Source organism: Streptomyces sp. NPDC097129, assembly GCF_055668065.1.
In genome coordinates this window covers 68,363-93,169 of record NZ_JBVOQE010000009.1, presented here as the reverse complement: position 1 = coordinate 93,169, position 24,807 = coordinate 68,363, and the positions used below count along the sequence as shown (strand labels likewise).

The following is a 24,807-nucleotide window of genomic DNA, read 5'->3' as shown; positions in this document are numbered from 1 at the left end:
GGGGGCGTCGTGTCGTCCTGTCCGCGTATCCCGACCGCGCCGGGCGACACCTGCCGATGGCCGGAAACCGGTGGCGGACCGCCGGGGCGCGCTGCCTAGGCTCGCCCCATGACAGGCGATCACCGGGACGGCACCGGCCCCGTCGACGCCCTGCGCGCCTCCTACCGGGCCTTCGCAGCGGTCGTCGCGACGCTGGACGACGACGCGTCGTGGTTGCCCACCGGGTGCACCGGCTGGGCCGTGCGTGACCTCGTCTTCCACTGCCTCTCCGACGCCCAGCGCGCGCTCGTCGCCCTGCACACGCCCGCGACAGCGCCACCGGACCGGGACGCCGTGACGTACTGGCACGACTGGGCGCCGGATCCGGTCGGCGCGGCGAACGGGCGGCGCTGGACCCGGGTGAGCGCGAGCATGTTCCTCGGCTTCGGTCAGCTGCGCGAGCTGTACCTGGAGACCGCGGCCGCCACCGTCACCGCCGGCGCGGAGGCCGATCCGGCGCGGGCCGTACGCACCCAGGGTCACGTGCTGACCGTGGGGGACCTGCTGACCACGCTCGCCGTCGAGGCCACCGTGCACCACCTCGACCTCACGCTGTCCCTGACCGGGGCCCCGCGACCCGCGCCGGAGGGCCTCGCCGCGGTACGGGCCACCCTGGACGGACTGCTGGGCCGCACCGTGCCCCTGAACTGGAGCGACGAGCACTACGCGCGTGCCACGACGGGCCGCGTGCCCCTCACTCAGGAGGAGCGGCGCACACTGGGCTCCGACGCGGAACGGCTGCCGCTGCTGTCCTGAACCGATTGGCCGACGGCGGCGGGCTCACCCGTAGGAGCGGTCTCCCCGTCGAGGGCGGGTTCACGCGGAGGGGTGATCTCTTCTTCGGAGGCGGGGCCACCTCGGGAAGCCGCCTCCTCGTCGAAGGCGGGTTCGCGTGACGGGAGGATCTCCTCGGAGGCGCGCTCCGCCGCAGCGGCGGGCTGACCGGGAGCCGGCGGCTCACCCGTGCCGGAGGGCCCCGCGAGAACGGGCTCGGGGGAAGGCGCGGGCCGCAGGGAGCGGCCGGAGATCTTCAGACGCTCGAACGTCCGGGTCAGCTGCTGCAGCGGGCCACCGGCGGCCCGCGCCGGCGCCGGCGGGTCCCCGGCGGTCGCCGCGGCGCTCTCCCGGTACGCGGCCAGCGCCTCGTGCGCCCGTTCGGCGGCCTCCCGGTACAGGTCACGGGAGCGCGTCATCGCCTCCAGCGCGTCGGCGTACATGGCGACCAGCGCGCGCTGGCGCTCCAGCTCCTCCTCGAGCGTGTACAGATGCCACTCCTCCCGCAGCGCCGCCAGCTGCTGTGCCGCGTCGTCCGGGAGCGGCCGCGCCAGTGCGGCGGACCGGGTGACCGCGTTGATCAGTTCCACGGGCGCGGAGCCGTCCAGGAACACGCTGCGCACCGAGAAGTCGGCGGCGCTGAAGCCGTGGGGAACCGGGGCGCCGGGCAGCACCACAGCACCGCCGCGCGGCACCTCCACGCCCGCGTCGCGCAGCGCGTAGTTCAGGGCCCGCAACTGGTGCGGGGCGGCCCGGTGCTCCACGACACGGTGGTGCAGGCCCGGCGGCAGGAAGGGGGTGAGCGGGCCACGGCCGCGCTCGTCGGGCGTCATCGCCTCGTGGACGACGACATGGATGCTCCAGCGGTCGCGCAGGGCGTCCTTCAGGACCCGCCGCAGCGCCTTGTCGTCCTCCGGCAGCGCGTTGGCCTGGCAAAAACGCAGTCCCGTCACGGACTCGTGCGCCCAGCCGCCGTTCGGGTCGTCCGGCCAGAAGACGCCCGCCGGTGACGGCCAGCGCAGGTCCCACGGCCGCTCGGACTCGGCGAGCAGCAGCCATTCCTGGCCGTGCTCGGCGCCCATGGCGACGGTCAGGCGTGCCCGGACGGTCACCGCGTCGGCCACCTGCCAGCGCGCCTCGAAGACGCGCCGTCCGGCGGGAGACTCGTCCTCGGGCAGTTCCAGGAAGTCCTGGACGGCACCCTCGTCCTTCAGCCGCTGCAGGTGTCGGCGCAGCACACCGGCGGCTGCGGACCTCAGAAAGCGGCCGCGGGCCGGCCACAGCGTCGGGGGTGTCGTGGAGGGATCGGGGCGGTCCGCGGGCGAGGTCGGCATGGGTCCGTTCGTGAGGGCGGGGACGACGTGCACTGCCAGTATCGTCGCCGCGACCCCCGTGGAGCACACGGGGGTGAGGGCACGGACCGCGTGTCGGCCCCGGCCGGCGGTCGGCGGTGTCACTCCTCGCGGTCGGGGTGGGGTTCCAGGCCGGCCACGATGTCCGTCACGCCGGCCTCCTCGTCCGCCTCGTCCGGGCCCGGCCGGGCGTCGGCGCTGCGGGTGTTCGGCTGGCCGCCGCCCGTGGTGCCGTAGCCGCTGGGCACTCCGGGGACGCTCTCGGCATCGGCCTGTTCGCGGCTGATGTGCCGGGTGGCGCGGACGCCGGCGCGCCGTTCGCCGTAGGGGTAGCTGAAGGGGCGGGACGCGGCCCGCTGCTCGTCGGCGTTCTCCGCCGTGCGGGCGGCCTCCTGCGGATCGGGTGTCTTGCGCTCGTTCATGCGGGCCGGGTACCCGGGGCGTGCGGCGGCATGTCGGCGGGTGATCCGGGTGATCCCCGTGTCGGCCGTCGTGCGAACGGAGGTAGGCGGGGGAAACGGAGGCAGGCGGGGGAAACGGAGGCAGGCGGGGGAAACGGAGGCCGGCCGGGAGCACGGGAGGCACGTCGGGCACGGGGAGGGCGCCGGGCGAACGGGACGCGCGCCGCGCACACGGCGTGTGCGCCGTTCACCCTGGTCGGCGGCGCGCACGCCGTGGTTCGGGCCGGGCCCCGCCCAGCACAATCGTCGGGGCGGACAGGGCCCGTCCACCATCCGCATAGGGACGGGTCCTGTCCGTTTCGGCCACGCGGCGCCTCGTCCGCTCGGGCTGTCGCCGGGTGGCCCCTCTGCGCGGGCGCCGGACCGCAGCGGGTGGCCGTTCAGCCGTTCAGTCGTTCAGTCGTCCAGCCGTTCAGTCGTCCAGCGGCCGCCAGGCCGGACCCTCGCCGTCCGGTCGTACGACTCCGAAGACCACGTCGGCGAAATGGACGCCGAAGCCGATCGTGCCGGGCTCGGCCAGCTCGGCGACGAGCCGGCGCCGGTGGCGGGCGGCGAGGGCGGGATCGTGGTCGACCGCGGCGGACCACTCGGGGTGGTCGACCTGGACCGGTGAGTGCAAGGCGTCGCCGAAGGCGATCAGCCGTCGCCCGCCCCCGCTGATCACGTACTCGGCGTGCCCGGCGGTGTGACCCGCGCTGACGCGCATACGCACTCCGGGGAAGACCTCCTCGCCGTCGGCCGGTGTGCGCACCCCGGCCCTCGGCGTCAGGACCGGGCCGTGCGCGGCCCACTCCGGCGCGGACAGCAGATGCTCGGCGTGGTCGAACGGGGGCCGGTCCGCGCCCGGTGCCGGATGCAGGGCCCAGCCCGTGTGGTCGGCGTGCAGATGGGTGAAGGCCACGGCCTCGATCTCCTCGGGGCGGCGGCCGAGCGCCGCGAGGCTGTCGAGGAGCGCGCCGCCGCGAATGGCGCCGCGCGGGGTGTCCGGGTCGGGCGGCAGGGACCGCGGCCCGAAACCGGTGTCGATCAGCAGCGCGCGGTCGCCGTGCTCCACCAGCAGGGAGCCGATGCTCGCCACGAGGTGGCCGGTGTCGTCCAGGTACTGAGAGTGCGTGGACCACACCGAGTCCGTGGTGTCCGGCAGCCAGCCGCTCGGTGGAAGCAGCCCCACCCCGTCCGGGACGTAGGACACGCGCAGCTCGCCCAGGCGCAGTGACCGTATCCCGGCCGGCCGTCGCAGCCGTGTGTCCTCGTCGAGCGTCAAGTCCCCCATGAGTCCTCCCGGTTGGTGCCGAACGCCGCGGCGGGTGCCGTCGGCCTGGCCGCAACCATATGCATCAAGCTAGAAACATTCAAGCTTGAAAGGTAATGACTTGATGGAGTCTTGCTAGCATCGGTGCATGACCACGTCCCCCGAGCGGCGCACGGCCCTGTCCACCGAAGGGCGCACGGCCCCGTCCTCCGAGCCGCAGGCCGTCGCCGAGCGGCGGCTGTGCGGTCTGGTCAACGGGCTGGCCCAGCAGATCGCCGACCATGTGCGCGAGCGCGCCGAGGCGCTCGGGCTCACCGCGCCGCAGGCGACCGCACTGCGGGAGATGACCGGTCCGCTGACCATGCGGGAACTGGCCGAACGCATGACCTGCGAGCCGTCCAACGCCACGTTCGTCGTCGACAGGCTGGAGAAGCAGGGCCTGGTGGAGCGTCGCCCGCACCCCACCGACCGACGCGCACGGCACCTGGTGCTCACCGAGCAGGGGCGCGCCCTGCGAGGCCGGCTCCTCGAACTCCTCGAACAGGACTCGCCGTTGGCCGGCCTGAGCGGGGAACAGCAGCGCACGCTGCAGGGCCTGCTGGAGCAGGCCCTCGCTCGTCCCTGACCGCGGCTCAGGTGCTGCCGCTGCCCTCCCGTGCCGGACGGCCGCGGCGCCGGCCGGGCCGAGGGCGTTCTCGTGGCATGGGTACGGCGTCGGCCGGGGGCGCGCTGAAGCCGCCCGGGACGAACGGCGCCGCCACCGGCCCGGAACGGGGTGCGGGCCGGTCGCCGGCGGCCGGGTGGGCCCCGGTGGCCGACGGGCGCGGTGCGGGCGGGGCCGGCCGGGCCGCGGCCCGGGCCACCACGCGCGCGTGGCTGATCAGCGGCGCGCACGCGGAGCAGACCTCGCTCAGCGACCAGACCTGCCCCACCGCCGGATCGTGGCGCAGCACCAGCAACACCGTGCCTCCGCAGGAGACCCGGGTGTCCTCGTGCGGGGCGCACCGCTGATGGCGGCACCAGCAGGCGGCGTCGGCGCGCACGGCCGCGGCCCGGGCGTGCGCGAGGGCATGCGCCTCGGCGAACCGGCGCAGCGCCGCGAGGTCGCGGGAACGGGCCGGCATCACACATGCCGAGGAGCAGGTGACCGAGGCGCTGCGGTCGCGGTGACCGACGACCCGGATCGTCCAGCAACGACCCGGGCGGCGCGCCGAGGGAGCGTCAGGAATCGTCAGAGACAAGAGTGGTTGTCCTTCGTGGGAGCCGATCAGGCGGGCAGGTACCGAGGAAGATCCACCCGGTGCACCGGAAGTGGCCTCGCTCACAGCATGCCCACGCTCCGCCCGCGCCATCCGCCTCCCACGCGCTGCGGGGGAGTGTTTCGCGGCGCGAAGGGGTGAGTGGCGGGCGTGGGGGACACGTTGGACGGCGTGCTCGACCGGCTGACCGCGGACGGTCCTGGACCGCGAAGAGGTCCAGCAGGGCCGGCTCCGGCGCTACTACCGCCTCACCGACGACGGCGTGCGCACCCTCGACACCGAGGCCGAGCGCATGGCCGCCGGCGCGAGCGCGGCCAAGCGGCGTATCGCCGAGGTCCGCCGCGCCCTCGCACCCCTGCCGACCGCCCCGCCGCCGCGCCCCCGCACCCCCTGCCGACCGCCCCGCCCGCCGCGGGACCCGGACTGGCCGGATGTCCGGCATGACGACACTCCTCGAGGCGCGCTACCGAGCCGTCCTGCCCCTGCTCCTCGCCTACTACCGCGCGGAGCGCGAGGAGGAGATCGCTCGCGCTGCTGGGCTCCGCCGTACGCCGGTTCGCGCTGTTCGCCGTCCTGCTCCAAGCGGCCGCGGCGGTCGCGGACCGGCTCCTGACGGTCACCTGGGCGGCGACGCACGGGGCCGCGCAGTGGCGCATGTTCCTGTCCGGATTCGGATTCACCGGATCGGGCGGACGGTCGGCAGCGTGGCGGCGCTCGCCCAGTGGACCCTGCCACTGCTGTGGACGGCCGGCTACTTCGCCCTGCTGCGGGAACGCAGGCGGCTCGCCCGTGCCGCGGTGCTGCTCGCCGGACTCCTCGCCCAGGCGGGGGCTGTGCTGCTGCTCACCGCGACGCCGGCGGTGGCCGGCGGCCGGCGGCTCCGCGCCCGCTGAGGCGTGCTCGCGCCGAGAGGCCGGCGACCTCGTCGGTCACCGGCCCCTCGGTCCGCGCGCGGGCGGCCGGACGCTTACGCGCCGCTCGCCTTCAGCATCTCCTCGCGTTCCACGATCTTCACGCGCTCGCGGCCCTGAGGTTCGCCCAGCGCCTTCTCGGCGGCGTCCAGGGCGTACCAGCCGTCCCAGGTCGTGAAGCGGACGCTGCGCTCGGCCAGGAAGGCGTCGACCGCCTCCGGGGCGGGCGAGGCCGGCGTGTGCAGACGGCCGTTCGCGTGGTCGTCCAGCAGGTTGGCCACCGTCTCGTTGGCGTCGCCCTTGGTGTGGCCGATGAGGCCGATCGGGCCGCGCCGGATCCAGCCGGTGACGTACACCGACTGCAGGTGGCTGCCGCTCTCCTCGATGACCCGGCCGCCCTCGTCGGGCACCGTGCCGCTGTCCAGGTCCCAGGGCAGCTTGGGGAGTTTGTCGGAGAGGTAGCCGACCGCGCGGTAGACCGCCGTCACGTCCCAGTCGGTGAACTTGCCCGTGCCGCGCACGTTGCCGGTGCCGTCCAGTTCGGTGCGCTCGGTGCGCAGGCCGGCCACCCTGCCGTCCTCGCCGAGGATCTCGGTGGGCGACTCGAAGAAGTGCAGGAACAGCTTGTGCGGGCGGTCGCCGGTGTCGCGGATCGCCCAGTTCTCCAGGGTCTTGGCGACCATGTCGGCCTGCTTGTTGCCGCGCCGGGTGGCGATCGAGCCCTCGTCGTAGTCGATGTCCTCCGGATCGACGATGACCTCGATGTTGGGGGAGTGGTCCAGCTCGCGCAGCTCCATCGGGCTGAACTTCGCCTGCGCCGGGCCACGGCGGCCGAACACGTGGATCTCGACGGCTTTGTTGGCCTTCAGGCCGTCGTACACGTTCGCCGGTATCTCGGTCGGCAGCAGTTCGTCCGCCGTCTTGGCGAGGATGCGGGCCACGTCCAGGGCCACGTTGCCCACGCCGAGCACCGCGACCTTCTCCGCCTCCAGCGGCCAGGTGCGCGGCACGTCCGGGTGGCCGTCGTACCAGGAGACGAAGTCGGCGGCGCCGTAGGAGCCGTCGAGGTCGATGCCGGGGATCGGCAGCGCGCGGTCGGTCGTGGCGCCGGTCGCGAAGATCACCGCGTCGTAGAAGGCGCGCAGGTCGTCCAGGGAGATGTCGCTCGGGTAGTCGACGTTGCCGAAGAGGCGGATCTGCGGCTTGTCCAGCACCTGGTGCAGGGCCGTGATGATGCCCTTGATCCGCGGGTGGTCGGGGGCGACGCCGTAGCGGATCAGGCCGAACGGCGCGGGCATGCGCTCGAAGATGTCGATGGACACGCCGGGCTCGGCGGCCACCTCGGACTTGAGGAGCGCGTCGGCGGCGTAGATCCCGGCGGGGCCGGAACCGACGATGGCGACCCGCAGGGGGCGAGGCATGACGGGTTTCCCTTCGAGCGGCGAATGATCGACTCGACGGGAAGCCTAAACTAAGGCAAACCTAAGTCGGTACGGGGGTCCGCTCTATGACCTCATAAGCGCGCCTTATGGGAAGTCAAAGGTCCGCTTGATGGGTGCGACGCCGGGCTCACGGCAGCGGCTGCTCCGCCCAGATGATCTTCCCGTGCCGGGTGTAGCGCGTCCCCCAGCGTTCCGTCAGCTGCGCCACCAGGAACAGACCACGCCCGCCCTCGTCGGACAGGGCCGCGTACCGCAGGTGCGGCGAGGTGTTGCTGCCGTCGAAGACCTCGCAGATCAGACTGCGGTCGCGCAGCAGCCGCACCCGCACCGGGGCGCTGCCGTACCGGATCGCGTTGGTGACCAGCTCGCTGAGGATCAGCTCCGTGGTGAACTCCAGCTCCTCCAGTCCCCACTCCGCCAGCTGCCGGGTGACGAACGCACGCACCTCCTTGACCGCCGACGGCTCCATCGGCACCTCCCGCTCGGCGACCTGGCCGGGGCCCAGCGCCCGGGTACGCGCGACGAGCAGCGCGATGTCGTCGGCCTGCCGGGCCGGCAGCAGCGCGTCGAGGACCGCCCGGCAGGTGTCCTCCGGCGAGGCGCCCGCCCCGGCCAGCGCCCAGCGCAGCAGCTCCAGACCACTGTCGATGTCCCGCTCCCGGTCCTCCACCAGCCCGTCCGTGTACAGCACGAGCCGGCTGCCCTCCGCCAGGTCCAGCTCCACCGCTTCGAACGGCAGGCCGCCCAGCCCCAGCGGCGGACCGGCCGGCACCTCGGCGAACTCCACGCCGCCGTCCGGCCCGATCACCGCCGGCGGCGGATGGCCGGCTCGCGCCACGGTGCAGCGCCGCGCCACCGGGTCGTACACCGCGTACAGACAGGTCGCGCCGGTGACCGGGGCGGCGGTGCCGTCCGCCGCCTCGTCCTGGTCGATCCGTCCCACCAGCTCGTCCAGCAGCGTCAGCAGTTCGTCCGGCGCCAGGTCCAGCGCGGAGAAGTTGTGCACCGCGGTGCGCAGCCGGCCCATGGTCGCCGCCGCGTGCAAGCCGTGGCCGACCACATCGCCCACGACCAGCGCCACCCGCGCGCCCGACAGAGGCAGTACGTCGAACCAGTCGCCGCCCACCCCGGCCTGCGCCGGCAGATACCGGTAGGCGATGTCCAGCGCGTTCTGCGCCGGCAGGCTGCGCGGCAGCAGACTGCGCTGCAGCGTCACCGCGAGGCCGTGCTCCCGGGTGTAGCGGCGCGCGTTGTCGATGGCCACCGCCGCCCGCGTGACCAGCTCCTCCGCCAGCGCCAGCTCCTCCTCGTCGAAGGGCTCGGGCCGCTCGGCGCGCCAGAAGGTCACCACGCCCAGCACCCGGCCGCCCGCCCGCACCGGCACGGTGATCAGCGAGTGGATGCCGTACTCCACGACCAGCGCCGAACGCTCCAGGTCCTGCGCCTGCCAGCCCGCCGCCCCGGCCAGGCTCGGCTCGCTGACCGCCCGGCCCGTCCGCAGACTCACCCCGTGCGGCGAGGAGTCCACGAACCGCAGCTGGTGGCCCAGCGGAAACAGCGGCGTTTCCGCACGTACCCCGCTGACCGCCGTCCGGCGCAGCGCGCCGCCCGGCTCCGGCTCCTCCCCGGACAGGACGGCGTCGAAGAGGTCCACGGTGACGAAGTCGGCGAACCGCGGCACGGCCAGCTCGGCCAGCTCCTTCGCCGTGCCGGTCACGTCCAGGCTGGTGCCGATGCCCACGCCGGCGGCGTACAGCAGGTCCAGGCGCTCGCGGGCCGCCTCCGCCCGGCCCAGCAGCGCCCGCAGCTCGGTCGAGTCGCGCAGGGTGGCGACGCTGCCGGGCGGGCCGCCCTCCAGGTCGGTGGGCCGCTGGTTGATCGCCAGCAGCCGGTCGCCGACCAGGTGCACCTCGTCGGTCGCGACGCGTCCCGAGGCCAGCAGCTCGGCGGTGTCCGCGTCCAGACCCAGGTCCAGCACGTGCCGCCGCTCGGCGTCGGCGGGCAGGCCCAGCAGCCGGTGCGCCTCGTCGTTGGCGAGCAGCAGATCCCCCTCGCCGCTGACGATGAGCACGCCCTCGCGCACCGAGTGCAGCACCGCGTCGTGGTGCTCGTACATGCGGGTCATCTCGCGCGGGCCGAGGCCATGGGTCTGCCGCAGCAGCCGCCGGCTCACCAGGGCCGTGCCGCCGGTGGCCAGCGCCAGCCCGGTGGCCGCGGCCGCCAGCACCAGCGGCAGCTGGCGGTCGGCGGCGCCGCCCACGTGCGCGGTCGTGATGCCGGCCGACACCAGCCCGACCACCTTCCCGTCGGGCGCCTTGACGGGCACCACGGCCTGTACGAGCCGGCCGATCGTGCCGTTGATCTCCTCCACCACGGTGCCCCCGGCCAGCGCGGGGGCGATGGTCCCGACGAACTTCTTGCCGATGCGGTCCGGCTTGGGGTGGGTGTAGCGGATGCCCTCGGTGTTCGTGACGACGATGAAGTCCACGTTGGCGGCTACGCGGGCCGCCTCGGCGCGCGGCTGCAGCACCGCGGTGGGGTCGGGGCTGCTGAGCGCCTCCCGGGTGCCGGGCGCGTTCGCGAAGGTCTCGGCGACGGCGAGAGAGCGGTTGCGGGCCTCCTGCGTGGTGTCGTTGCGCACCTGCAGCAGCAGCGCGACCACGGCGGCGACGACGAGCAGCAGCACGATGACGACGTTGAGGACGAACACCTGCCCCGCCAGGCTGCGGCCGCCGAGCCTGGCGCGCAGCCCCGCCGCCGGCTCGCGGCGGGTGCGGCCGGGCCCGGTGCGCCGCGCGGCGGGCGCCGACGCCGCGGCCATCCGCCGCAGGCGCTCGCCGCTCGTGCGGGGCACGCCGTCATGGCCGTGCGGATCACGCCGGCTGCCGGGACGCCGGGGCGAGCGGGTCCCGGATCGACCCAGAAGTCGGACCATGTGCCCATGTCTACACTGCCACGCCGCGTGAGGCGAGGGGCGTCACACCCCGGCAGCGGCGGGTGGGGCGAGCGGGGAGGTACGTGTACTGGGTCGCCGGTGTCATGCCGGCGCGGCGGCCCCGGGCCGCCTGGGGCGGCCGCGCCCGCGCGGGGTGAGCGGGGCGCACTCGCGCCCGCGCAGGGCCCCGGCGAGGTCGGCGGCGGTCGCCCGCCCCAGGCGCCCCGGGGTGAGCGGGGACGATTGCGTGCCGCGTCGTGGGTGTCGCGCGGGGCGCGGCGGCTCGGTCGGATAGGCGGATGTCGCCTGCGCGAGGCGTCGGTGGGTGAACACGGCCGCAGTCCTGGCCGCGCAGTGCCCCGGCCTGGTCGGCGGCCGTCGCCCTGCCTCCGGTGGGCCCCGGGAGAGGCGGGGACGTTCGCGTGCCGCGGCGTCGGTATCACGTCGGCGCGGTGGCCCGGTGGCCCGGCGGGACGGGCGGACCGTCTCCCGCGCGCCGCGCCCTCGGCGTGAGCGGGACGCACGCGTGCCGCGTCGCACCGCCACGTCCGCGTGGTCTCCCGCCGCGTCGGCGGCCACCCTGACCACCTCCTCGCCGGTCGGCGGACCGTCGCCCACGCGCCACGTCCTCGGCGCGGGCGGAACGCACGCGTGCCGCATCGTCACCCCTACGTCCGCGCAGCCTCCCGCCACCTCGGGGCGTAAGGCTGCGCATCGACGGCCGCCACCCGCCCGCCGCGCCCCGCCGCTCGGCAACTGTCACCCCGGCCCCCTCACCGGTCCGCGCCCCTCACCCACAGCCGCCCCTCACCGACCCGCGCCGCTCACCCACCTCCGCCCCTCATCCGCCCGCCCCCGCCCCGTCAGCCGCCCTCACCGCCCACGCTCGCCCCCCGCGTGAGCGCTGCCAGTAGGAGGGCGATGTCGTCGGGGCGGTCTGCCGTGTGCCGGGCTGTCGCTGTGAGGTGGTCGGCCAGATCCGGTAGGGAGCGGCCGCCCGGGGGCGGGCCCGGCGCGCCCGCGCGGGACAGGGCGAGGCGGAGCGCCGTGATGCCGTCGTCGATGTCGAAGCCGGGCCGCTCGACCAGTCCGTCCGTGTACAGCGCGAGCACCGCGCCCGGTGTCATCCGCAACTCGGACACCGGGTAGCGGGCGGCCGGGTCCACGCCGAGGACCACCCCGCCCGGCAGGTCCACGACCCGGGTCCGGCCGTCGGCCTCCCGCAACAGGGGCGGCGGATGCCCGGCCCGCACCACCCGCGCCACCCCGCTCACCGGGTCGAGCCGCACGTAGCAGCAGCTGGCGAACTGGCCCGGGTCGAGATCGATGAGCAGCCGGTTGGTGCCGCCCAGTACCTCCTGCGGCGGCCGGTCGCTCAGCGCGAACGCCCGCACCGCGCTGCGCAGCTGCCCCATCGTGGCCGCGGCCTGCACCCCGTGCCCCTGCACGTCCCCGATGACCAGCGCCAGCCCGTCCCCGGACGGCACCACGTCGTACCAGTCGCCGCCCACGTCCATCCCCTCGGTGCCCGGCAGATACCGCCCCGCGGTCTCCACGCGGGGATGCGCCGGCAGGCGGCGGGGCAGCAGCGCCTGCTGCAGCCCGTGCGCGAGGGCCGCCTCGGTGTCGTACCGCTGCGCCTTCTCCATCACATGCGCGATCAGGCCGGCGAGCGCGGTGAGGACCGTGCGTTCCTCGGTGCTGAAGCTGCGCGAGCGGTCGAAGCCGAGGATGCAGGAGCCGACCGGGCGGCCGGAGGCGATCAGCGGCAGGAACGCGCGCGAGCCCTCGGCGGCGTCCAGCGGGATGCCCGGGTAGGCGGCCTCGAGCTGCTGCATGGAGTCGAAGAACAGCGGCCGGCCCGTGACGAGCGTCTCCACACCCGGCAGCCGCGCGTCCAGCGCCACCCCCTCGAAGGGCGTGAGGAAGCCCTCAGGGAAACCGGTCTCCCAGGCCAGGTACAGGTGCCGTTCCTGGAGCAGGTAGATCGCCAGGCGGCGACCGCCGAACGCGGGCAGCAGCTCCTGTACGACCACGGCCGACACCTGCCGCGCCGTGACCGCCTCGGACAGCGCGATGGCCAGGGCGATCGGACGGTACTGCGGGGCGGTGGCGGCCGCGGCGGTCCGCGGTGCGCCGTCGGTGGCGGCAGTCGGCGGCGGGGACTCCGGGACCCGGTTGGCGGGGACGACCGTGCACGTCAGGATGTGCGGGCCGGGGTGCACGGACACGGCGAGCCAGTCGCCCTCGTAGGTCTGACGCGCGTGCGCGGGCGGCCGGCGGACCTGGAAGTCCACCGTTTCCAGGGACAGCAGGGCATGGCGCAGCTGGTCCTCGCAGCCCGGCTGGTCCAGCCACGGCACGGCCTCCCACAGCGGACGGCCGAGAAGCCCGTCCCGCTCCGTCCCCAGCAACTGGGCGGCGCGGGGATTGGCGTAGCCGACCACGCCCAGCCGGTCCAGGCAGAACACCCCCTGCGGCAGCAGATCGGCCGCACCGTCGGCCAGCGCACCGGACCCCGGTTCGAGGACGACGCCGTCGACGGACCGCGCCCGCCCGCCGGCCGCCGTCCGCGGCGCCCACAGCAGTACCAGCCGCTGTGTGCCGTCCGCGCCGCGCACCGGCACCGGCATGGGCGGGGGCCGGCCCTGGGCCGCCTCCCGCAGTAGCGCGGGCAGCTCCGGGACGGCCCGCCGCAGTGCGTCGAGGGCGCCGGGGAGCGGGCCGGACGGGGTGCCGAGCAGGGCACGCGCCGGGCCGTCGGCGGTGAGGAGGTCGGCCACCGGATCCCAGGACAGGCACCCGACGCGCCCGCCGGCCGGGCCCGGTCCCGGCGGCCGCACGTCCAGCGGCGCGGCGTCCCAGACGACGTCCGGAGCCGGGGCCGCCGGGCGGTCGTCCAGCGCCGTGGCCAGCCGGCCGGCCAGCTCCTCCAGCGACTGGCGTTGCGGGACCAGCTCGGCGGCGTCGGCCACGGATGGGACGAGCACGGCCAGCACACCGAACGCCCGGGCGCCCCGGGCGACCGGCACGCACAGCGAGCCGAACGGGAACGGCAGCCCCGCCGCGAACTGCGGATAGCGGCGCATCGTCTCGGCCGGGTTCGCCAGCGTCACCGGCACGCCCAGCTGGTGCGCGTCGGTCACCGGGAACGGCCAGTCGACCTGCAACCGCCACCACGGTCTGAACAGCACCCCGGGCAGCCCGCAGAGCGCGGCCAGCTGCAGCAGCCCGGGCGCGGACGAGCGCAGGTACACGGCCGCGACCCGGCCGTCGGCCGCGCGTGCCGCCTGCGTCACGGCGTCGGTCAGCAGCGCCGCCGGCCATCCCGGCGGCCGCCGTCCGTCCCCGGCGCTCCCACTCATGGCCCTACCTCGTCGGTGCGCCGCCGCGCGGGCGGGCGGCACTACACAGCAAGAAGACACAGCAAGAAGACACAGCAAGAATGCGCCTCCCGGAGGGGGCGCCGCATCCGCGCGCAACGGTTGCGCGACTCGGAGAGGGCACGGCGACGGCCCGCCCGCCGCCCGCGCGGGCGGCGGGCCGGCGGAGTGACGAACATCCCTCTGCCGGCCCGCATGGTTTGCGTCTGCCACGAGCGAGCAGGCGATCTTGCGGTTGTCCCTGTCCGCAGGAGTCCGCAGGAAAGGAGCCCCCATGGTGCCCGGCGTGCCCGACACCTTCGAGGAAGCCGCCGACCCGGAGGCCGAACGGCGCCACCGCGCACTGTTCCGCGCGGCGAGACGGCGCCGCAATCCACCGCTGCGTCGCACCGACATCACGGTGACCGACGAGCAGGCCGTGCAGCGCGCGGTGAAGGCGGCCTCGCTCGGCAACGCCATGGAATGGTTCGACTTCGGCATCTACAGCTATCTCGCGGTCACCCTCGGGCATGTCTTCTTCCCGTCCGGGAACGACACGGTCCAGCTGCTGTCGTCGTTCGCCACCTTCGCGGTGTCCTTCCTCGTACGACCCCTCGGCGGCATGGTGTTCGGCCCGCTCGGCGACCGGATCGGCCGCAAGAAGGTGCTTGCCATGACCATGATCATGATGGCGGTCGGCACCTTCGCGATCGGGCTGATCCCCTCCTACGCCGTGATCGGCTTCTGGGCGCCGGCCCTGCTGATCCTCTTCCGGCTGGTGCAGGGCTTCTCCACGGGCGGCGAGTACGGCGGCGCGTCCACCTTCATCGCCGAGTACGCGCCCGACCGGCGGCGCGGCTTCTTCGGCAGCTTCCTGGAGCTCGGCACCCTCGCCGGGTACGTCGGCGCGGCCGGTCTGGTGACGGCGCTGACCGCGTGGCTCGGCGACACCGGCATGCAGGACTGGGGCTGGCGGGTGCCGTTCCTGGTCGCCGGTCCCATCGGGCTCGTCGGCCTCTACCTGCGGCTGCGGCTGGACGAGACGCCGGCCTTCCGCAAGCTGGAGGACGACTCCGTGCACCGCGCGTCGGAGGCGGCGTCCGGTGTGGAGACGAGCGCGCGCGGTGACCTGGCGAAGATCTTCCGGGAGCACTGGCGGACGCTGATCCTGTGCGTCTGTCTGGTCGGCGCGTACAACATCGCCGACTACATGCTGCTGTCGTACATGCCGACCTACCTGTCGGACGAGATGGGCTACTCAGAGGCGCACGGCCTGCTGATCCTGATCGGCGCCATGGTGGTGCTGATGCTGCTCATCAACCAGGTCGGCCGGCTCTCCGACCGGGTGGGCCGCAAGCCGCTGTTGATGGCCGGCATGCTCGGCTTCCTGCTGCTGTCGGTCCCCGCCTTCCTGCTGGTCGGTCAGGGCAGCCTCGGGGCGGTCTCGGCGGGGATGCTGATGCTCGGCCTGTCCCTGGTGTGCCTGCTCGGCACGATGTCCGCGGCGCTGCCCGCGCTGTTCCCCACCCAGGTGCGCTACGGCTCGCTGTCCATCGGCTACAACCTCTCCGCCTCCCTCTTCGGCGGGACGACCCCCCTCGTCATCACGGCCCTGATCTCCGTCACCGGCAGCGAACTGATGCCCGCGTACTACGCGATGGGCGCCGCCCTCGTCGGCGTCGTCGCCGTGGCGTGCATGAAGGAGACGGCCCGCCGCCCCCTCGACGGCTCCCCGCCGTCGGTCGAGACCGAGGAGGAGGCGGCCCGCCTGGTGGAGGAACAGGCACCGGTGCCGCGCTTCTGACGGCCTGTCGGCCGCGTCGTAACACAGCGGGGTGACTCCTGATCAGGAATCACCCCGCTGTCGCGTGCGTCCGGGTGCCCGACCGCCCCATGTGCCCGCCGTGCCGGGGTAACCGGCCGCCATGGGTGAAATTCTCGTGGGAACGTGCTCATGGACCGACCGTGCACTCGTCGGCAGCGGCTGGTACCCGGCCGGGCGGCGGGACCCCGAGGGGCGGCTGCGGTACTACGCCGAGCAGTTCCCCGTCGTCGAGGTCGACGCGACCTACTACGCCCTGCCCTCCGCGCGCAACAGCCACCTGTGGGCGGAGCGCACCCCCGACGGTTTCGTCTTCGACGTCAAGGCCTTCTCCCTGCTGACCGGGCACCCCACCCGGGCCGCCTCGCTGCCCGACGGCCTGCCCGCCGACAGCCGGGACCCGTCCGTGCTGGACGCGGTGTGGTCCCGCTTCGCCGACGCGCTCACGCCGCTGCGCGCGGCCGGCCGGCTGGGCACGCTGCTCTTCCAGTTCCCGCCCTGGCTGAAACCCGGCGCCCGGGCCGAGGAGGTCCTCGCCGACTGCGCCGCGCGGACCGCCGGCTGGCCCGTCGCCGTCGAGTTCCGCCACCCGCAGTGGTGGAGCGGCGAACAGTACGACGCCACGCGGCTGTTGCTGCGGCGCCACGGGTTCGCCGCGGTCGGCGTCGACATGGCGCAGGACCTGCCGGCCTCCGTCCCGCCGGTCACCCCCCTCACCTCGCCGGAGCTGTCCGTCGTCCGCTTCCACGGCCGCAGCCCCGCCTGGGGGACGGGCACCAAGGAGGACCGCTTCCGCCACGCTTACACGGACGCGGAACTGAAGGAGTGGGTGCCGCGGCTGCGGACCCTCGCCGACGGCGCCGACCGGCTCCACGTGCTGTTCAACAACTGCTGCGGTACGGCCGCCGTCGACGCCGCCGCCCGTATGCGGGACCTGCTGGACGTGTGAGCGCCGGGCCCGCGCGCTCTCTGGGCTCAGTCCCGCTGCGCGGCGATGAAGTCCCGGTACCACCGGTAGCTGTCCTTCGGCGTGCGCCGCTGCGTGGCGTAGTCGACGCGTACGATGCCGAATCGCTTGCCGTAGCCGTGCGCCCACTCGAAGTTGTCGAGCAGGGACCACACGTAGTACCCGCGCACGTCCACGCCCGCGTCCATCGCGGCCCGCAGCGCGCCGAGGTGGTCGCGCAGGTAGGCCACCCGGTCCGCGTCGTGCACCACGCCGTCGGCGCCGGGCTCGTCGTGCTCGGCGGAGCCGTTCTCGGTGATGTGCACCGGCGGCAGTGTGTCGCCGTAGCGCTCCTTGAGGTCCACCAGCAGGTCGGTGAAGGTGTCCGGTGCGACCGGCCAGTCCATCGCCGTGTGCCGCAGGGCCGCCGGCCGCACCTCCGCGTACCGGTTGTCCGTCGCCACGCGCCGGGCCGGGCCGGCCTCCCGGTAGGGGGCGTCGGCGACCACGATCGGCCGGTAGTAGTTGATGCCGAGGAAGTCCAGCGGCTGCCCGATCAGCTCCAGGTCGCCGTCGCGGCGGAAGTCCTGACCGGTGATCAGCTCACCCCAGGTCTCCTCCTCACTCGCCGGGTAGCGGCCCGCGAGCAGCGGCTCGGTCCACACCAGGTTGTGCTGGGTGTCCGCGCGCAGCACCGCCGCCCGGTCGGCGGGGGAGTCCGAGGCCGGCAGGTTGCGGTCCAGGTTGAGGGTGATGCCCACCTCGCGGACCCCGGCCGCCCGCAGCGCCTGAACGGCCAGCCCGTGACCGACCAGCAGATGGTGGGCGGCGGCCAGCGCGCCGCGGCCCTCGCGGGCGCCGGGCGCGTGGCGGCCGACGGCGTAGCCGAGGAAGGCGCTGGACCAGGGCTCGTTGAGGGTGATCCAGCGCGGCACCCGGTCGCCGAGCCGCTCGGCGACGGCGGTGGTGTACGCGGCGAAGTGCTCCGCGGTCGCGCGCACCCGCCAGCCACCGCGGTCCTCCAGCACCTGCGGCAGGTCCCAGTGGTAGAGGGTGGCCGCGGGTTCGACGCCGGCGGCGAGCAGTTCGTCGACCAGCCGGTCGTAGAAGTCCAGGCCTTTGGGGTTCACCGGGCCGGAGCCGTCCGGCACGACGCGCGGCCAGGCGATCGAGAAGCGGTAGGAGTCCACGCCCAGGTCGCGCAGCAGCGCCACGTCCTCGGGGTAGCGGTGGTAGTGGTCGCAGGCGACGTCGCCGGTGTCGCCGTTCGCGACCAGGCCGGGGGTGTGGCTGTAGGTGTCCCAGATGGAGGGGGAGCGGCCGTCCTCGCACACGGCGCCCTCGATCTGGTACGAGGCGGTCGCGGCGCCGAGGACGAAGCCGGGCGGGAAACGCGGGAAGTCGGTCACGGTGGCTGCCTTCGCGGTCACTTGACGGAACCGCCGGTGAGGCCGGCGGCGATGTACTTCTGGGCGAGAACGAGCAGGACCGCGGCGGGGATCGCGGACAGCACCGAGGCCGCCATCACCGAGCCCCAGTCGCCGACGTGCGCGCCGATGTACTGGTAGATGCCGAGCGTGACCGGCTTGACGTCGTCGGTGGTGTTCAGGGTGAGCGCGAACATGAAGTCGCTCCAGGAGAACAGGAACGCGAACAGCCCCGAGGTGATCAGCGCGTTGCGGCTCATCGGCAGTACCACCTGGACGAACGTGCGCAGCCGGCCCGCCCCGTCCATCTGCGCGGCCTCGACGACCTCGCCCGGGATGGACACCATGAACGAGCGCATCAGCACGATGGAGAAGGGGATGCCGAGCGAGGCGTCCGCCAGCATCAGCCCGGCGTAGGAGTTGACCAGGCCCAGATCGACGTAGGTGTTGTACAGGGCGTTGGCGATGACGATGCCCGGCACCATCTGGGTGATCAGTGTGCCGAAGACGATGCCGCGGCTGCCGCGCAGCCGGAACCGCGCCAGCCCGTAGGCGGCCGGGGCGGCGACCGCCAGGCAGATCACGACCGCGCCCAGGGACACCACCAGCGACGTCAGCAGATGCCCGCCCTGGTCGCCGAGCGCCTTGGAGAAGCCGGACAGATCCAGGCCGTGCGGCACCGGATCGACCTCCAGCAGCCCGGCCTCGGGCTGCAGCGCGGTGTTGAGCATCCAGTACAGCGGGAACAGCATCACGCACAGCACCAGCACGCCCACGACGGTGGAGCTCCAGTGGCGCTTCGAGGCGTGCTGCCTCACCGCGGTCTCGGTGGCCATCTTCACGTCACTTCCCCTCGGTGCGGTTGGCCCGCAGGTAGAACACCGCGAACACCGCGGAGATCAGGATCAGCACGTTGCCGACGACCGCGCCCGCCCCGAAGTCCAGCTGTACGAAGGAGTTCTGGTAGGTGAGCGTGCCCAGGGTCTGCGTCGCGTCGGCGGGACCACCGTCAGTCAGGGCGAGGATCAGGTCGAGGATCTTGACCGTCGACATGAAACCGAGGACCAGCACGACGGTGATGACGGGCTTGAGCATCGGCAGGGTGATGGACCGGAACGTCCGCCATGCCGACGCGCCGTCAAGAGAAGCGGCCTCGTACAGCTCCCCGGGAATCTCCTGCAGACCGCCGTACAGAATGACCATGTTGAACGGGATGCCGATCCAGATGTTGACCACAATGACCGACAGCAGGGCCATGTGCGGACTGGTCAACCATGGAGTGTGGCTGCCGAGGCCGATCGTGTCCAAGAAGGTGTTCAACACACCGGTGTCCTGGTCGAGGATGCGGCGCCACACGATGCCGGACACCACCATGGGCACCAGCCAGGGCAACAGGATCAACGACCGCAGGACACCGCCCAGCGGAAAACGCCGGTTGAAGAACACCGCGAGGGCGAGACCGATGCCGAACTGGCCGAGCAGCGAGCCGGCCGTGAAGACGAGCGTGTGCCACAGCGCCTTGCCGAACAGGGCGTCCTTGAAGACGTTCGACCAGTTGTCGGCGCCGTTGAAGGGCGCCTCACCGGTGAAGAACGTCTTCGGCGTGTAGTGCTGGAAGCTCATCACGACGTTGCGCACGAGCGGGTAGCCGAAGAACAGCAGCATGAAGACGACGGCGGGGGCGACGAACCCCCACTGTGCGAGGCGGTGCCGCAGCCCGCGCGGAACCGGTGCGGTGTCCGTCGGACGGGCGGCGGAGGGCGCCGGGGCGGTGACGGTGGACGTGGTCATGGATCGCGTACCTCAGTTCCCGCTCGTGGCGCGCTGCTGGGCACGCTGGAGGGCGGACTCGCTGGACTGCCCGGTCAGGGCGGACTGGAAGGCGCTCTGCAGGGCGAGCGACACGCTCGACCAGCCGGCGCCGAGCTCGGCGGTCCGCGAGCGGGCCTGGGCCACCTGGTCGGCGAGCGCGTCGAGTTCCGGCACGCGCGTGCGCCACACGGCGGCGGCCTTGGCGTTGGCCGGCACCATCCAGCTGTTGAGGGCGTAGGTGAGCTGCTCCTTCTCGCTGGACAGGCAGGCGACGACGCGCCCGGCCGTCTTCTCGCGGGCCGTGTCACCGGTGTTCGGGACGGTCAGCACCGCGCCGCCGAGCGGGCCGACGGACTTCTCGCCCGCCCTGGGAACCGGGATCCGCGCGATGCCCCAGTGCAGCGACTTCTTGGTGTTGAGCGTCTCGACCTGCCACGGTCCGTTGATCATCATCGCGGCGTTGCCCGCCATGAACTGGTCGTTGACGTCCGCCTGTGTCCAGCCGACCGTCGACTTCGACAGCGAGCCGTCCTTCAGCAGCGCCTTCCAGAAGTCCAGGGCCTGCACGACCTTCGGCCCGTCCAGCCGCCTCTCGTCGCCGCCGTTGGACCACATGAACGGCGTGAACTGGAAGACGCCGTCCTCCGCGCCGCCCGCGCTGAGGGCGATGCCGTAGCGCTTGCCCGCGGTGAGCTTCTTCGCCGTCACGCGCAGCTCGTCCCAGGTGGCGGGCACCTTCAGGCCCGCCCCGGCGAGGAGGTCCTTGTTGTAGAACAGCGCGAGCGTGTTCACCGAGCGGGCCGCGCCGTAGTAGGTGCCCCGGTAGGACCCGAAGTTCACGATGCCCTGCGGGACGCCGTCGCCGCTCAGCCCCAGCGTGCGCAGGTCGACCAGCCCGCCGGCCTCCGCGAAGGTCGGCATCTCCGAGGCGTCGAACTGCACGATGTCCGGCAGCGACTTCGAGGACGCCATGCGCAGGGCCTTCGTCATCACCTGCGCGGCCGGGACGCTCTGCTGCCTGATCGTGACGCCGAGCTGCTCGCTGCAGCGGGCCATCGCCTGGGCGTCCCAGCGGTGGTAGGACTCGTCGGTCGAGGAGTTCAGGACGGTGTAGACACCGCTGTCGCGCTGCTGGCCGCAGCCGGTCAGGGCCGTACCGGCGAGCAGCACCAACACCGCGACGAGCGAGTTGTTGAAGCGCTTCGACATAGGGTGGACCTTGCTGTCGTCCGCCCGGTCACCTCGCCGGACGAGTTTGTTTTCTGCGATGACTAATACGGCAATCCTGGCTCCGGCGCCAGACCCTGTTCCGTGTTCGTTCGGTTACCGACCCCACCCGTGGCTCGTCATCCACGGCCTTTATGTACGATCCACACCCTCGGGCGACGCACCCTGCGGGCCCTTTTCGACCTCCGCCTCCCCTTGCGAGGAAGACCATGAAGTTCACCGACGGCTTCTGGCGCATCCGTTACGGCGTCCGCATCGCGTACGCCACCGAGGTGCGCGACGTACGCGTCGAATCGAAGCGCTTCACTGCCTCCGCCGCCGTGCAGAAGGTGACGCGCAGAGGGGACACGCTCAACGCACCGCTGCTCACGGTCGACTGCTTCTCGCCGGCCGAGGGCGTCATCGGCGTGCGCGTCACCCACCACGCGGGCCGGCGCGCCCCGGGCCCCGACTTCGCCCTCGCCGCCGACCCCGGCGGCGCCGGCGAGGTGCGCCAAGACGGCACGCTCACCGAGCTGACCAGCGGCCCGCTCACCCTGCGCCTGGACCGGGCCGCCCCCTGGACGCTGAGCTTCCACGACGCCGAGGGCCGGGAGCTGACCCGGGCCGGCCGCAAGGGCACCGCCTTCGCCACCACCGACGACGGCGCCCACCACGTCCTCGCCCAGCTCGCGCTCGGCGTCGGCGAGCAGATCTACGGACTCGGCGAGCGCTTCACGCCGTTCGTCAAGAACGGCCAGGTCGTCGACATCTGGCAGGCCGACGGCGGCACGAGCAGCGAGCAGGCGTACAAGAACATCCCGTTCTACCTGTCCTCACGCGGCTACGGCGTCTTCGTCAGCCATCCCGGCGCGGTCTCCTTCGAGGTTGGCTCCGAGTCGGTCGGGCAGGTGCAGTTCAGCGTCGAGGACCAGACGATCGAGTACTACGTCGTCGCCGGCCCCACCCCCAAGGACGTCCTCGCCCGCTACACCGCCCTCACCGGCCGCCCCGCCCTGCCGCCCGCGTGGTCCTTCGGGCTGTGGCTGACCACGTCCTTCACCACCGACTACGACGAGGCGACCGTGATGTCCTTCGTCGACGGCATGGCCGAGCGCGGCATCCCGCTGTCGGTCTTCCACTTCGACTGCTTCTGGATGCGCGAGTACCAGTGGTGCGACTTCGAGTGGGACCCCGAGGTCTTCCCCGACCCGGAGGGCATGCTGGCCCGGCTGAAGGCCAAGGGTCTGAAGGTCAGCGCCTGGATCAACCCCTACATCGCGCAGAAGTCCCCCCTCTTCGACGAGGCGGCCGAGCTGGGTCACCTGGTGCGCCGCGCGAACGGCGACGTGTGGCAGTGGGACCTGTGGCAGGCCGGCATGGGCCTGGTCGACTTCACCGGGCCCGACGCCCGCGCCTGGTTCCAGGGCAAGCTCAAGACGCTGCTCGACCAGGGCGTGGACTGCTTCAAGACCGACTTCGGCGAGCGCGTCCCCACCGACGTCGTCTGGCACGACGGCTCCGACCCGCAGCGCATGCACAACTACTACACGCACCTGTACAACCGGACCGTGTTCGAACTGCTGGAGAAGGAGCGCGGCCAGGGCGAGGCCGTGCTGTTCGCCCGCTCGGCGACCGCGGGCGGCCAGCAGTACCCGGTGCACTGGGGCGGCGACTGCTGGTCCTCCTTCGAGGCCATGGCGGAGTCGCTGCGCGGCGGCCTGTCCCTGTCGCTGAGCGGCTTCGGCTTCTGGAGCCACGACATCGGCGGCTTCGAGGGCACCCCCGACCCGGCCGTGTTCAAGCGCTGGCTCGCCTTCGGCCTGCTCTCCTCGCACAGCCGGCTGCACGGCTCCGACTCCTACCGGGTGCCGTGGCGCTTCGGCGAGGAGGCCGTCGAGGTCGCCCGGCGCTTCACGCTCCTCAAGCACCGCCTGATGCCGTACCTGTACGGCGCCGCCGCCGAGGCGCACCGCACCGGTGTGCCGGTGATGCGCCCGATGGTCCTGGAGTTCCCGCACGACCCGGCGTGCCGCCCGCTGGACCGCCAGTACATGCTCGGCCCGGATCTGCTGGTCGCGCCCGTCTTCACCGAGGACGGCGAGGCCGAGGTGTATCTGCCCGCGGGCGCCTGGACCCAGCTCCTGACCGGCGAGCGGGTCACCGGCCCGGTCTGGCGCACCGAACGGCACGGCTACGACAGCCTGCCGCTGTACGTCCGTGAGGGCGCCGTCCTGCCGCTGGGGTCGGACGGCAGCCGGCCCGACGGCGACTGGCTGGACGCGCCGACCCTGCTGGTGCACCCCACCGCCGACCCGGCGTACCGGGCCGAGGTCACCGTCCCCGACCTGACCGGCACCCCGGCGGCCGGCTTCGAGGTGCGGCGCGACGGCGAGCGGCTGCGCGTCACCGCCCACGGCACCGACCGGCCGTTCACGGTGCGGGTCGCGGGCGGTGCGAGCGCGACCGGCGTGGGAGAGGTGGCCGTACCGCTGGGCTGAGCGGCTGAGGCCGGGACCGGCTCGGGCGGGGCCCTCGTACCGGCCGGCCCGGGTGGTCAGGCCGGGGTCAGGAACTCCCGCACGGCCCGGGTGAAGTCGGCGGGCGCCTCGTCGTGGATCATGTGGCCGGCCGGGATCGTGATCATCCGGGCGTCCGGGATGCGCCGGGCCAGCTCCGCCACGCCGTCCTGCGCGAGGTGGCTGGCCGGCCCGCCGGCCACGACGAGCGTCGTGGCGGTGATCCGGGCCAGCCCTTCCAGCCAGGCCGGATCGGGCGTGTCGAGCTGCGGCCGCACGGCCGTCACCACGTCCCAGTCGAAACCCAGCTCCCCGTCCGGGCGCACCGGCACCGCCGGGGTCCGGGGCCGTGGCGCCGGCACCTCCTCCAGCACCAGCCGCGCCACCCGGTGCGGATGCTCCTGAGCCAGCAGATGGGCGACGACCCCGCCCAGCGAATGCCCGACCAGATCGACGGCGCCGAGCCCGAGGGCGTCCAGGAAGGCGAGCACGTCGGACGCCATCAGCTCCAGCGTGTACGTCCCCGGCCATGCGCTGCGGCCGTGCCCGCGCAGATCGAGGGCGTACACCCGCCTCTCGGCGGCGAGCGCGCCCGCCACCGCGTGCCAGCCGCCGGCGCGCTCACCGAGTGCGTGCAGCAGGACGACGGGCGGGGCGTCCGCCGGGCCGGACGCCTCGTAGGCGAGCCGGATGCCGTTCACGTCGACCGTGTGATGATCCACCATGCCCGCAGGCTAGCCGTGGCGCAGCCGCCCCCGGCCCGCACTTCGCTGTCCGCAGAAGCGGCTGTCAGGGGGCGCTCACCAACGGCGGCTGGCCGCGCGGGAGGCTGAGTGCCGCGCGCAGCGCCGCGGCCGGCTCCGCACCGATCCGCTGGGCCAGCACCTCCTCGATCCGGGCGAGGGTGGCCTGGGCGCGGGCGTGCACCCGCTCGCCCTCCGGGGTGATACGGATCAGCCGGGTGCGGGCGGAGGCGGGGTCGGGCACCTGCTCCAGCAGCCCCAGCGCGACCAGGCCGTGGACGGCCTGGTGGGCGGTCTGCCGGGTCACCCCGATCCGGCGGGCGAGGTCGGACACCGTGGTGCCCTCCGGGTCGAGGCTGGCGAAGACCAGCCCCTGGGCGCTGGTCACCGGCTGTTCGCCGGCGGCGCGCATGCTGGCGAACAGGGCGTCCTCGAACCAGCGGCGGGCGTCCGCGAGCAGCAGCGCCATGTTCGGTGCGGGGTCTGCGGGGTCGGTCATGGCTCCTCGGGGGTGGGTCGGAGACCGAGCATACGGGCCGCGGGTG

At 73.6% G+C, this 24,807-nt stretch carries 19 protein-coding genes; 6 read left to right on the top strand and 13 right to left on the bottom strand.

The window, feature by feature from the left end; all coding sequences use genetic code 11:
- Nucleotides 1-108: 108 nt before the first annotated feature.
- Nucleotides 109-795 (top strand): maleylpyruvate isomerase N-terminal domain-containing protein, encoded by a 687-nt coding sequence (locus AC0B9F_RS25075; RefSeq protein WP_472006274.1) that lies wholly within the window; start codon nt 109-111, stop codon nt 793-795.
- On the opposite strand, the gene AC0B9F_RS25070 is transcribed toward AC0B9F_RS25075, so the two are convergent.
- From AC0B9F_RS25070 to AC0B9F_RS25060, 3 genes are all read right to left on the bottom strand, one after another.
- Entirely contained in the window at nt 738-2,147 is a 1,410-nt protein-coding gene (locus tag AC0B9F_RS25070) for a hypothetical protein (protein WP_472006272.1), read from the bottom strand. The genes AC0B9F_RS25075 and AC0B9F_RS25070 overlap by 58 nt on opposite strands.
- Nucleotides 2,148-2,266: 119 nt before the next feature.
- Nucleotides 2,267-2,587, bottom strand: coding sequence for a hypothetical protein (locus AC0B9F_RS25065; RefSeq protein ID WP_472006270.1), 321 nt, complete (start codon nt 2,585-2,587; stop codon nt 2,267-2,269).
- Nucleotides 2,588-3,038: 451 nt separating this feature from the next.
- Nucleotides 3,039-3,899 (bottom strand): MBL fold metallo-hydrolase, encoded by an 861-nt coding sequence (locus AC0B9F_RS25060; RefSeq protein ID WP_472006268.1) that lies wholly within the window; start codon nt 3,897-3,899, stop codon nt 3,039-3,041.
- A 127-nt stretch (nt 3,900-4,026) separates the two neighbouring features.
- Here AC0B9F_RS25060 and AC0B9F_RS25055 point away from each other — a divergent pair, with 127 nt between their 5' ends.
- Nucleotides 4,027-4,503: a MarR family winged helix-turn-helix transcriptional regulator gene (locus AC0B9F_RS25055; protein WP_472006266.1), complete on the top strand. Its 477-nt coding sequence runs from the start codon at nt 4,027-4,029 to the stop codon at nt 4,501-4,503.
- 7 nt (nt 4,504-4,510) lie between these two features.
- On the opposite strand, the gene AC0B9F_RS25050 is transcribed toward AC0B9F_RS25055, so the two are convergent.
- The gene (locus tag AC0B9F_RS25050; RefSeq protein ID WP_472006264.1) at nt 4,511-5,002 is read right to left on the bottom strand and encodes a hypothetical protein; all 492 of its coding nucleotides are present in this window, start codon (nt 5,000-5,002) and stop codon (nt 4,511-4,513) included.
- An 839-nt stretch (nt 5,003-5,841) separates the two neighbouring features.
- Between AC0B9F_RS25050 and AC0B9F_RS25045 the strand changes: the two genes are divergently transcribed.
- Nucleotides 5,842-6,030 carry a hypothetical protein gene (locus AC0B9F_RS25045; RefSeq protein ID WP_472006263.1) on the top strand — a complete coding sequence of 63 codons (189 nt, stop codon included), beginning with the start codon at nt 5,842-5,844 and terminating at the stop codon, nt 6,028-6,030.
- A gap of 74 nt (nt 6,031-6,104) precedes the next feature.
- Here the strand turns inward: AC0B9F_RS25045 and AC0B9F_RS25040 are convergent, their stop codons facing one another.
- The 3 genes from AC0B9F_RS25040 to AC0B9F_RS25030 form a co-directional block, all read right to left on the bottom strand.
- Nucleotides 6,105-7,469, bottom strand: coding sequence for an FAD-dependent oxidoreductase (locus tag AC0B9F_RS25040; protein ID WP_472006261.1), 1,365 nt, complete (start codon nt 7,467-7,469; stop codon nt 6,105-6,107).
- Nucleotides 7,470-7,617: 148 nt separating this feature from the next.
- A complete protein-coding gene (locus AC0B9F_RS25035; RefSeq protein ID WP_472006259.1) occupies nt 7,618-10,425 on the bottom strand; it encodes a SpoIIE family protein phosphatase in 2,808 nt (935 codons plus the stop codon).
- Nucleotides 10,426-11,288: 863 nt separating this feature from the next.
- Nucleotides 11,289-13,790: a SpoIIE family protein phosphatase gene (locus AC0B9F_RS25030; RefSeq protein WP_472006258.1), complete on the bottom strand. Its 2,502-nt coding sequence runs from the start codon at nt 13,788-13,790 to the stop codon at nt 11,289-11,291.
- 292 nt (nt 13,791-14,082) lie between these two features.
- Between AC0B9F_RS25030 and proP the strand changes: the two genes are divergently transcribed.
- A complete protein-coding gene (proP, locus tag AC0B9F_RS25025) occupies nt 14,083-15,591 on the top strand; it encodes a glycine betaine/L-proline transporter ProP (RefSeq protein WP_472006256.1) in 1,509 nt (502 codons plus the stop codon).
- Between the two features lie 121 nt (nt 15,592-15,712).
- Complete coding sequence (locus AC0B9F_RS25020; protein WP_472006254.1) at nt 15,713-16,558, top strand: DUF72 domain-containing protein; 846 nt, start codon at nt 15,713-15,715, stop codon at nt 16,556-16,558.
- Nucleotides 16,559-16,584: 26 nt separating this feature from the next.
- Here AC0B9F_RS25020 and AC0B9F_RS25015 read toward each other — a convergent pair whose 3' ends face one another.
- The 4 genes from AC0B9F_RS25015 to AC0B9F_RS25000 are packed head-to-tail and all read right to left on the bottom strand — an operon-like array spanning nt 16,585 to nt 21,003.
- Nucleotides 16,585-17,964, bottom strand: coding sequence for a GH1 family beta-glucosidase (locus tag AC0B9F_RS25015; protein ID WP_472006733.1), 1,380 nt, complete (start codon nt 17,962-17,964; stop codon nt 16,585-16,587).
- A 17-nt stretch (nt 17,965-17,981) separates the two neighbouring features.
- Entirely contained in the window at nt 17,982-18,818 is an 837-nt protein-coding gene (locus tag AC0B9F_RS25010) for a carbohydrate ABC transporter permease (RefSeq protein WP_472006252.1), read from the bottom strand.
- Between the two features lie 7 nt (nt 18,819-18,825).
- Nucleotides 18,826-19,773 carry a carbohydrate ABC transporter permease gene (locus AC0B9F_RS25005; RefSeq protein WP_472006250.1) on the bottom strand — a complete coding sequence of 316 codons (948 nt, stop codon included), beginning with the start codon at nt 19,771-19,773 and terminating at the stop codon, nt 18,826-18,828.
- Nucleotides 19,774-19,785: 12 nt separating this feature from the next.
- Nucleotides 19,786-21,003 carry an ABC transporter substrate-binding protein gene (locus tag AC0B9F_RS25000; protein ID WP_472006248.1) on the bottom strand — a complete coding sequence of 406 codons (1,218 nt, stop codon included), beginning with the start codon at nt 21,001-21,003 and terminating at the stop codon, nt 19,786-19,788.
- A gap of 227 nt (nt 21,004-21,230) precedes the next feature.
- Here AC0B9F_RS25000 and yicI point away from each other — a divergent pair, with 227 nt between their 5' ends.
- A complete protein-coding gene (yicI, locus tag AC0B9F_RS24995) occupies nt 21,231-23,501 on the top strand; it encodes an alpha-xylosidase (RefSeq protein ID WP_472006246.1) in 2,271 nt (756 codons plus the stop codon).
- 56 nt (nt 23,502-23,557) lie between these two features.
- Here the strand turns inward: yicI and AC0B9F_RS24990 are convergent, their stop codons facing one another.
- Nucleotides 23,558-24,244 (bottom strand): alpha/beta fold hydrolase, encoded by a 687-nt coding sequence (locus AC0B9F_RS24990; protein ID WP_472006244.1) that lies wholly within the window; start codon nt 24,242-24,244, stop codon nt 23,558-23,560.
- Nucleotides 24,245-24,308: 64 nt separating this feature from the next.
- Entirely contained in the window at nt 24,309-24,761 is a 453-nt protein-coding gene (locus AC0B9F_RS24985; RefSeq protein ID WP_472006243.1) for a MarR family winged helix-turn-helix transcriptional regulator, read from the bottom strand.
- Between the last annotated feature and the right edge of the window lie 46 nt (nt 24,762-24,807).

Coding starts and splice junctions, on each gene's coding strand:
- yicI (WP_472006246.1), top strand. CDS start 21,231: ATGAAGTTCACCGACGGCTTCTGGCGCATCCGTTACGGCGTCCGCATC.
- AC0B9F_RS25070 (WP_472006272.1), bottom strand. CDS start 2,147: ATGCCGACCTCGCCCGCGGACCGCCCCGATCCCTCCACGACACCCCCG.
- AC0B9F_RS25050 (WP_472006264.1), bottom strand. CDS start 5,002: ATGCCGGCCCGTTCCCGCGACCTCGCGGCGCTGCGCCGGTTCGCCGAG.
- AC0B9F_RS25060 (WP_472006268.1), bottom strand. CDS start 3,899: ATGGGGGACTTGACGCTCGACGAGGACACACGGCTGCGACGGCCGGCC.
- AC0B9F_RS25005 (WP_472006250.1), bottom strand. CDS start 19,773: ATGACCACGTCCACCGTCACCGCCCCGGCGCCCTCCGCCGCCCGTCCG.
- AC0B9F_RS25020 (WP_472006254.1), top strand. CDS start 15,713: ATGGGTGAAATTCTCGTGGGAACGTGCTCATGGACCGACCGTGCACTC.
- AC0B9F_RS25030 (WP_472006258.1), bottom strand. CDS start 13,790: ATGAGTGGGAGCGCCGGGGACGGACGGCGGCCGCCGGGATGGCCGGCG.
- AC0B9F_RS25055 (WP_472006266.1), top strand. CDS start 4,027: ATGACCACGTCCCCCGAGCGGCGCACGGCCCTGTCCACCGAAGGGCGC.
- AC0B9F_RS25000 (WP_472006248.1), bottom strand. CDS start 21,003: ATGTCGAAGCGCTTCAACAACTCGCTCGTCGCGGTGTTGGTGCTGCTC.
- AC0B9F_RS24990 (WP_472006244.1), bottom strand. CDS start 24,244: ATGGTGGATCATCACACGGTCGACGTGAACGGCATCCGGCTCGCCTAC.
- proP (WP_472006256.1), top strand. CDS start 14,083: ATGGTGCCCGGCGTGCCCGACACCTTCGAGGAAGCCGCCGACCCGGAG.
- AC0B9F_RS25040 (WP_472006261.1), bottom strand. CDS start 7,469: ATGCCTCGCCCCCTGCGGGTCGCCATCGTCGGTTCCGGCCCCGCCGGG.
- AC0B9F_RS25035 (WP_472006259.1), bottom strand. CDS start 10,425: ATGGTCCGACTTCTGGGTCGATCCGGGACCCGCTCGCCCCGGCGTCCC.
- AC0B9F_RS24985 (WP_472006243.1), bottom strand. CDS start 24,761: ATGACCGACCCCGCAGACCCCGCACCGAACATGGCGCTGCTGCTCGCG.
- AC0B9F_RS25065 (WP_472006270.1), bottom strand. CDS start 2,587: ATGAACGAGCGCAAGACACCCGATCCGCAGGAGGCCGCCCGCACGGCG.
- AC0B9F_RS25010 (WP_472006252.1), bottom strand. CDS start 18,818: ATGGCCACCGAGACCGCGGTGAGGCAGCACGCCTCGAAGCGCCACTGG.
- AC0B9F_RS25075 (WP_472006274.1), top strand. CDS start 109: ATGACAGGCGATCACCGGGACGGCACCGGCCCCGTCGACGCCCTGCGC.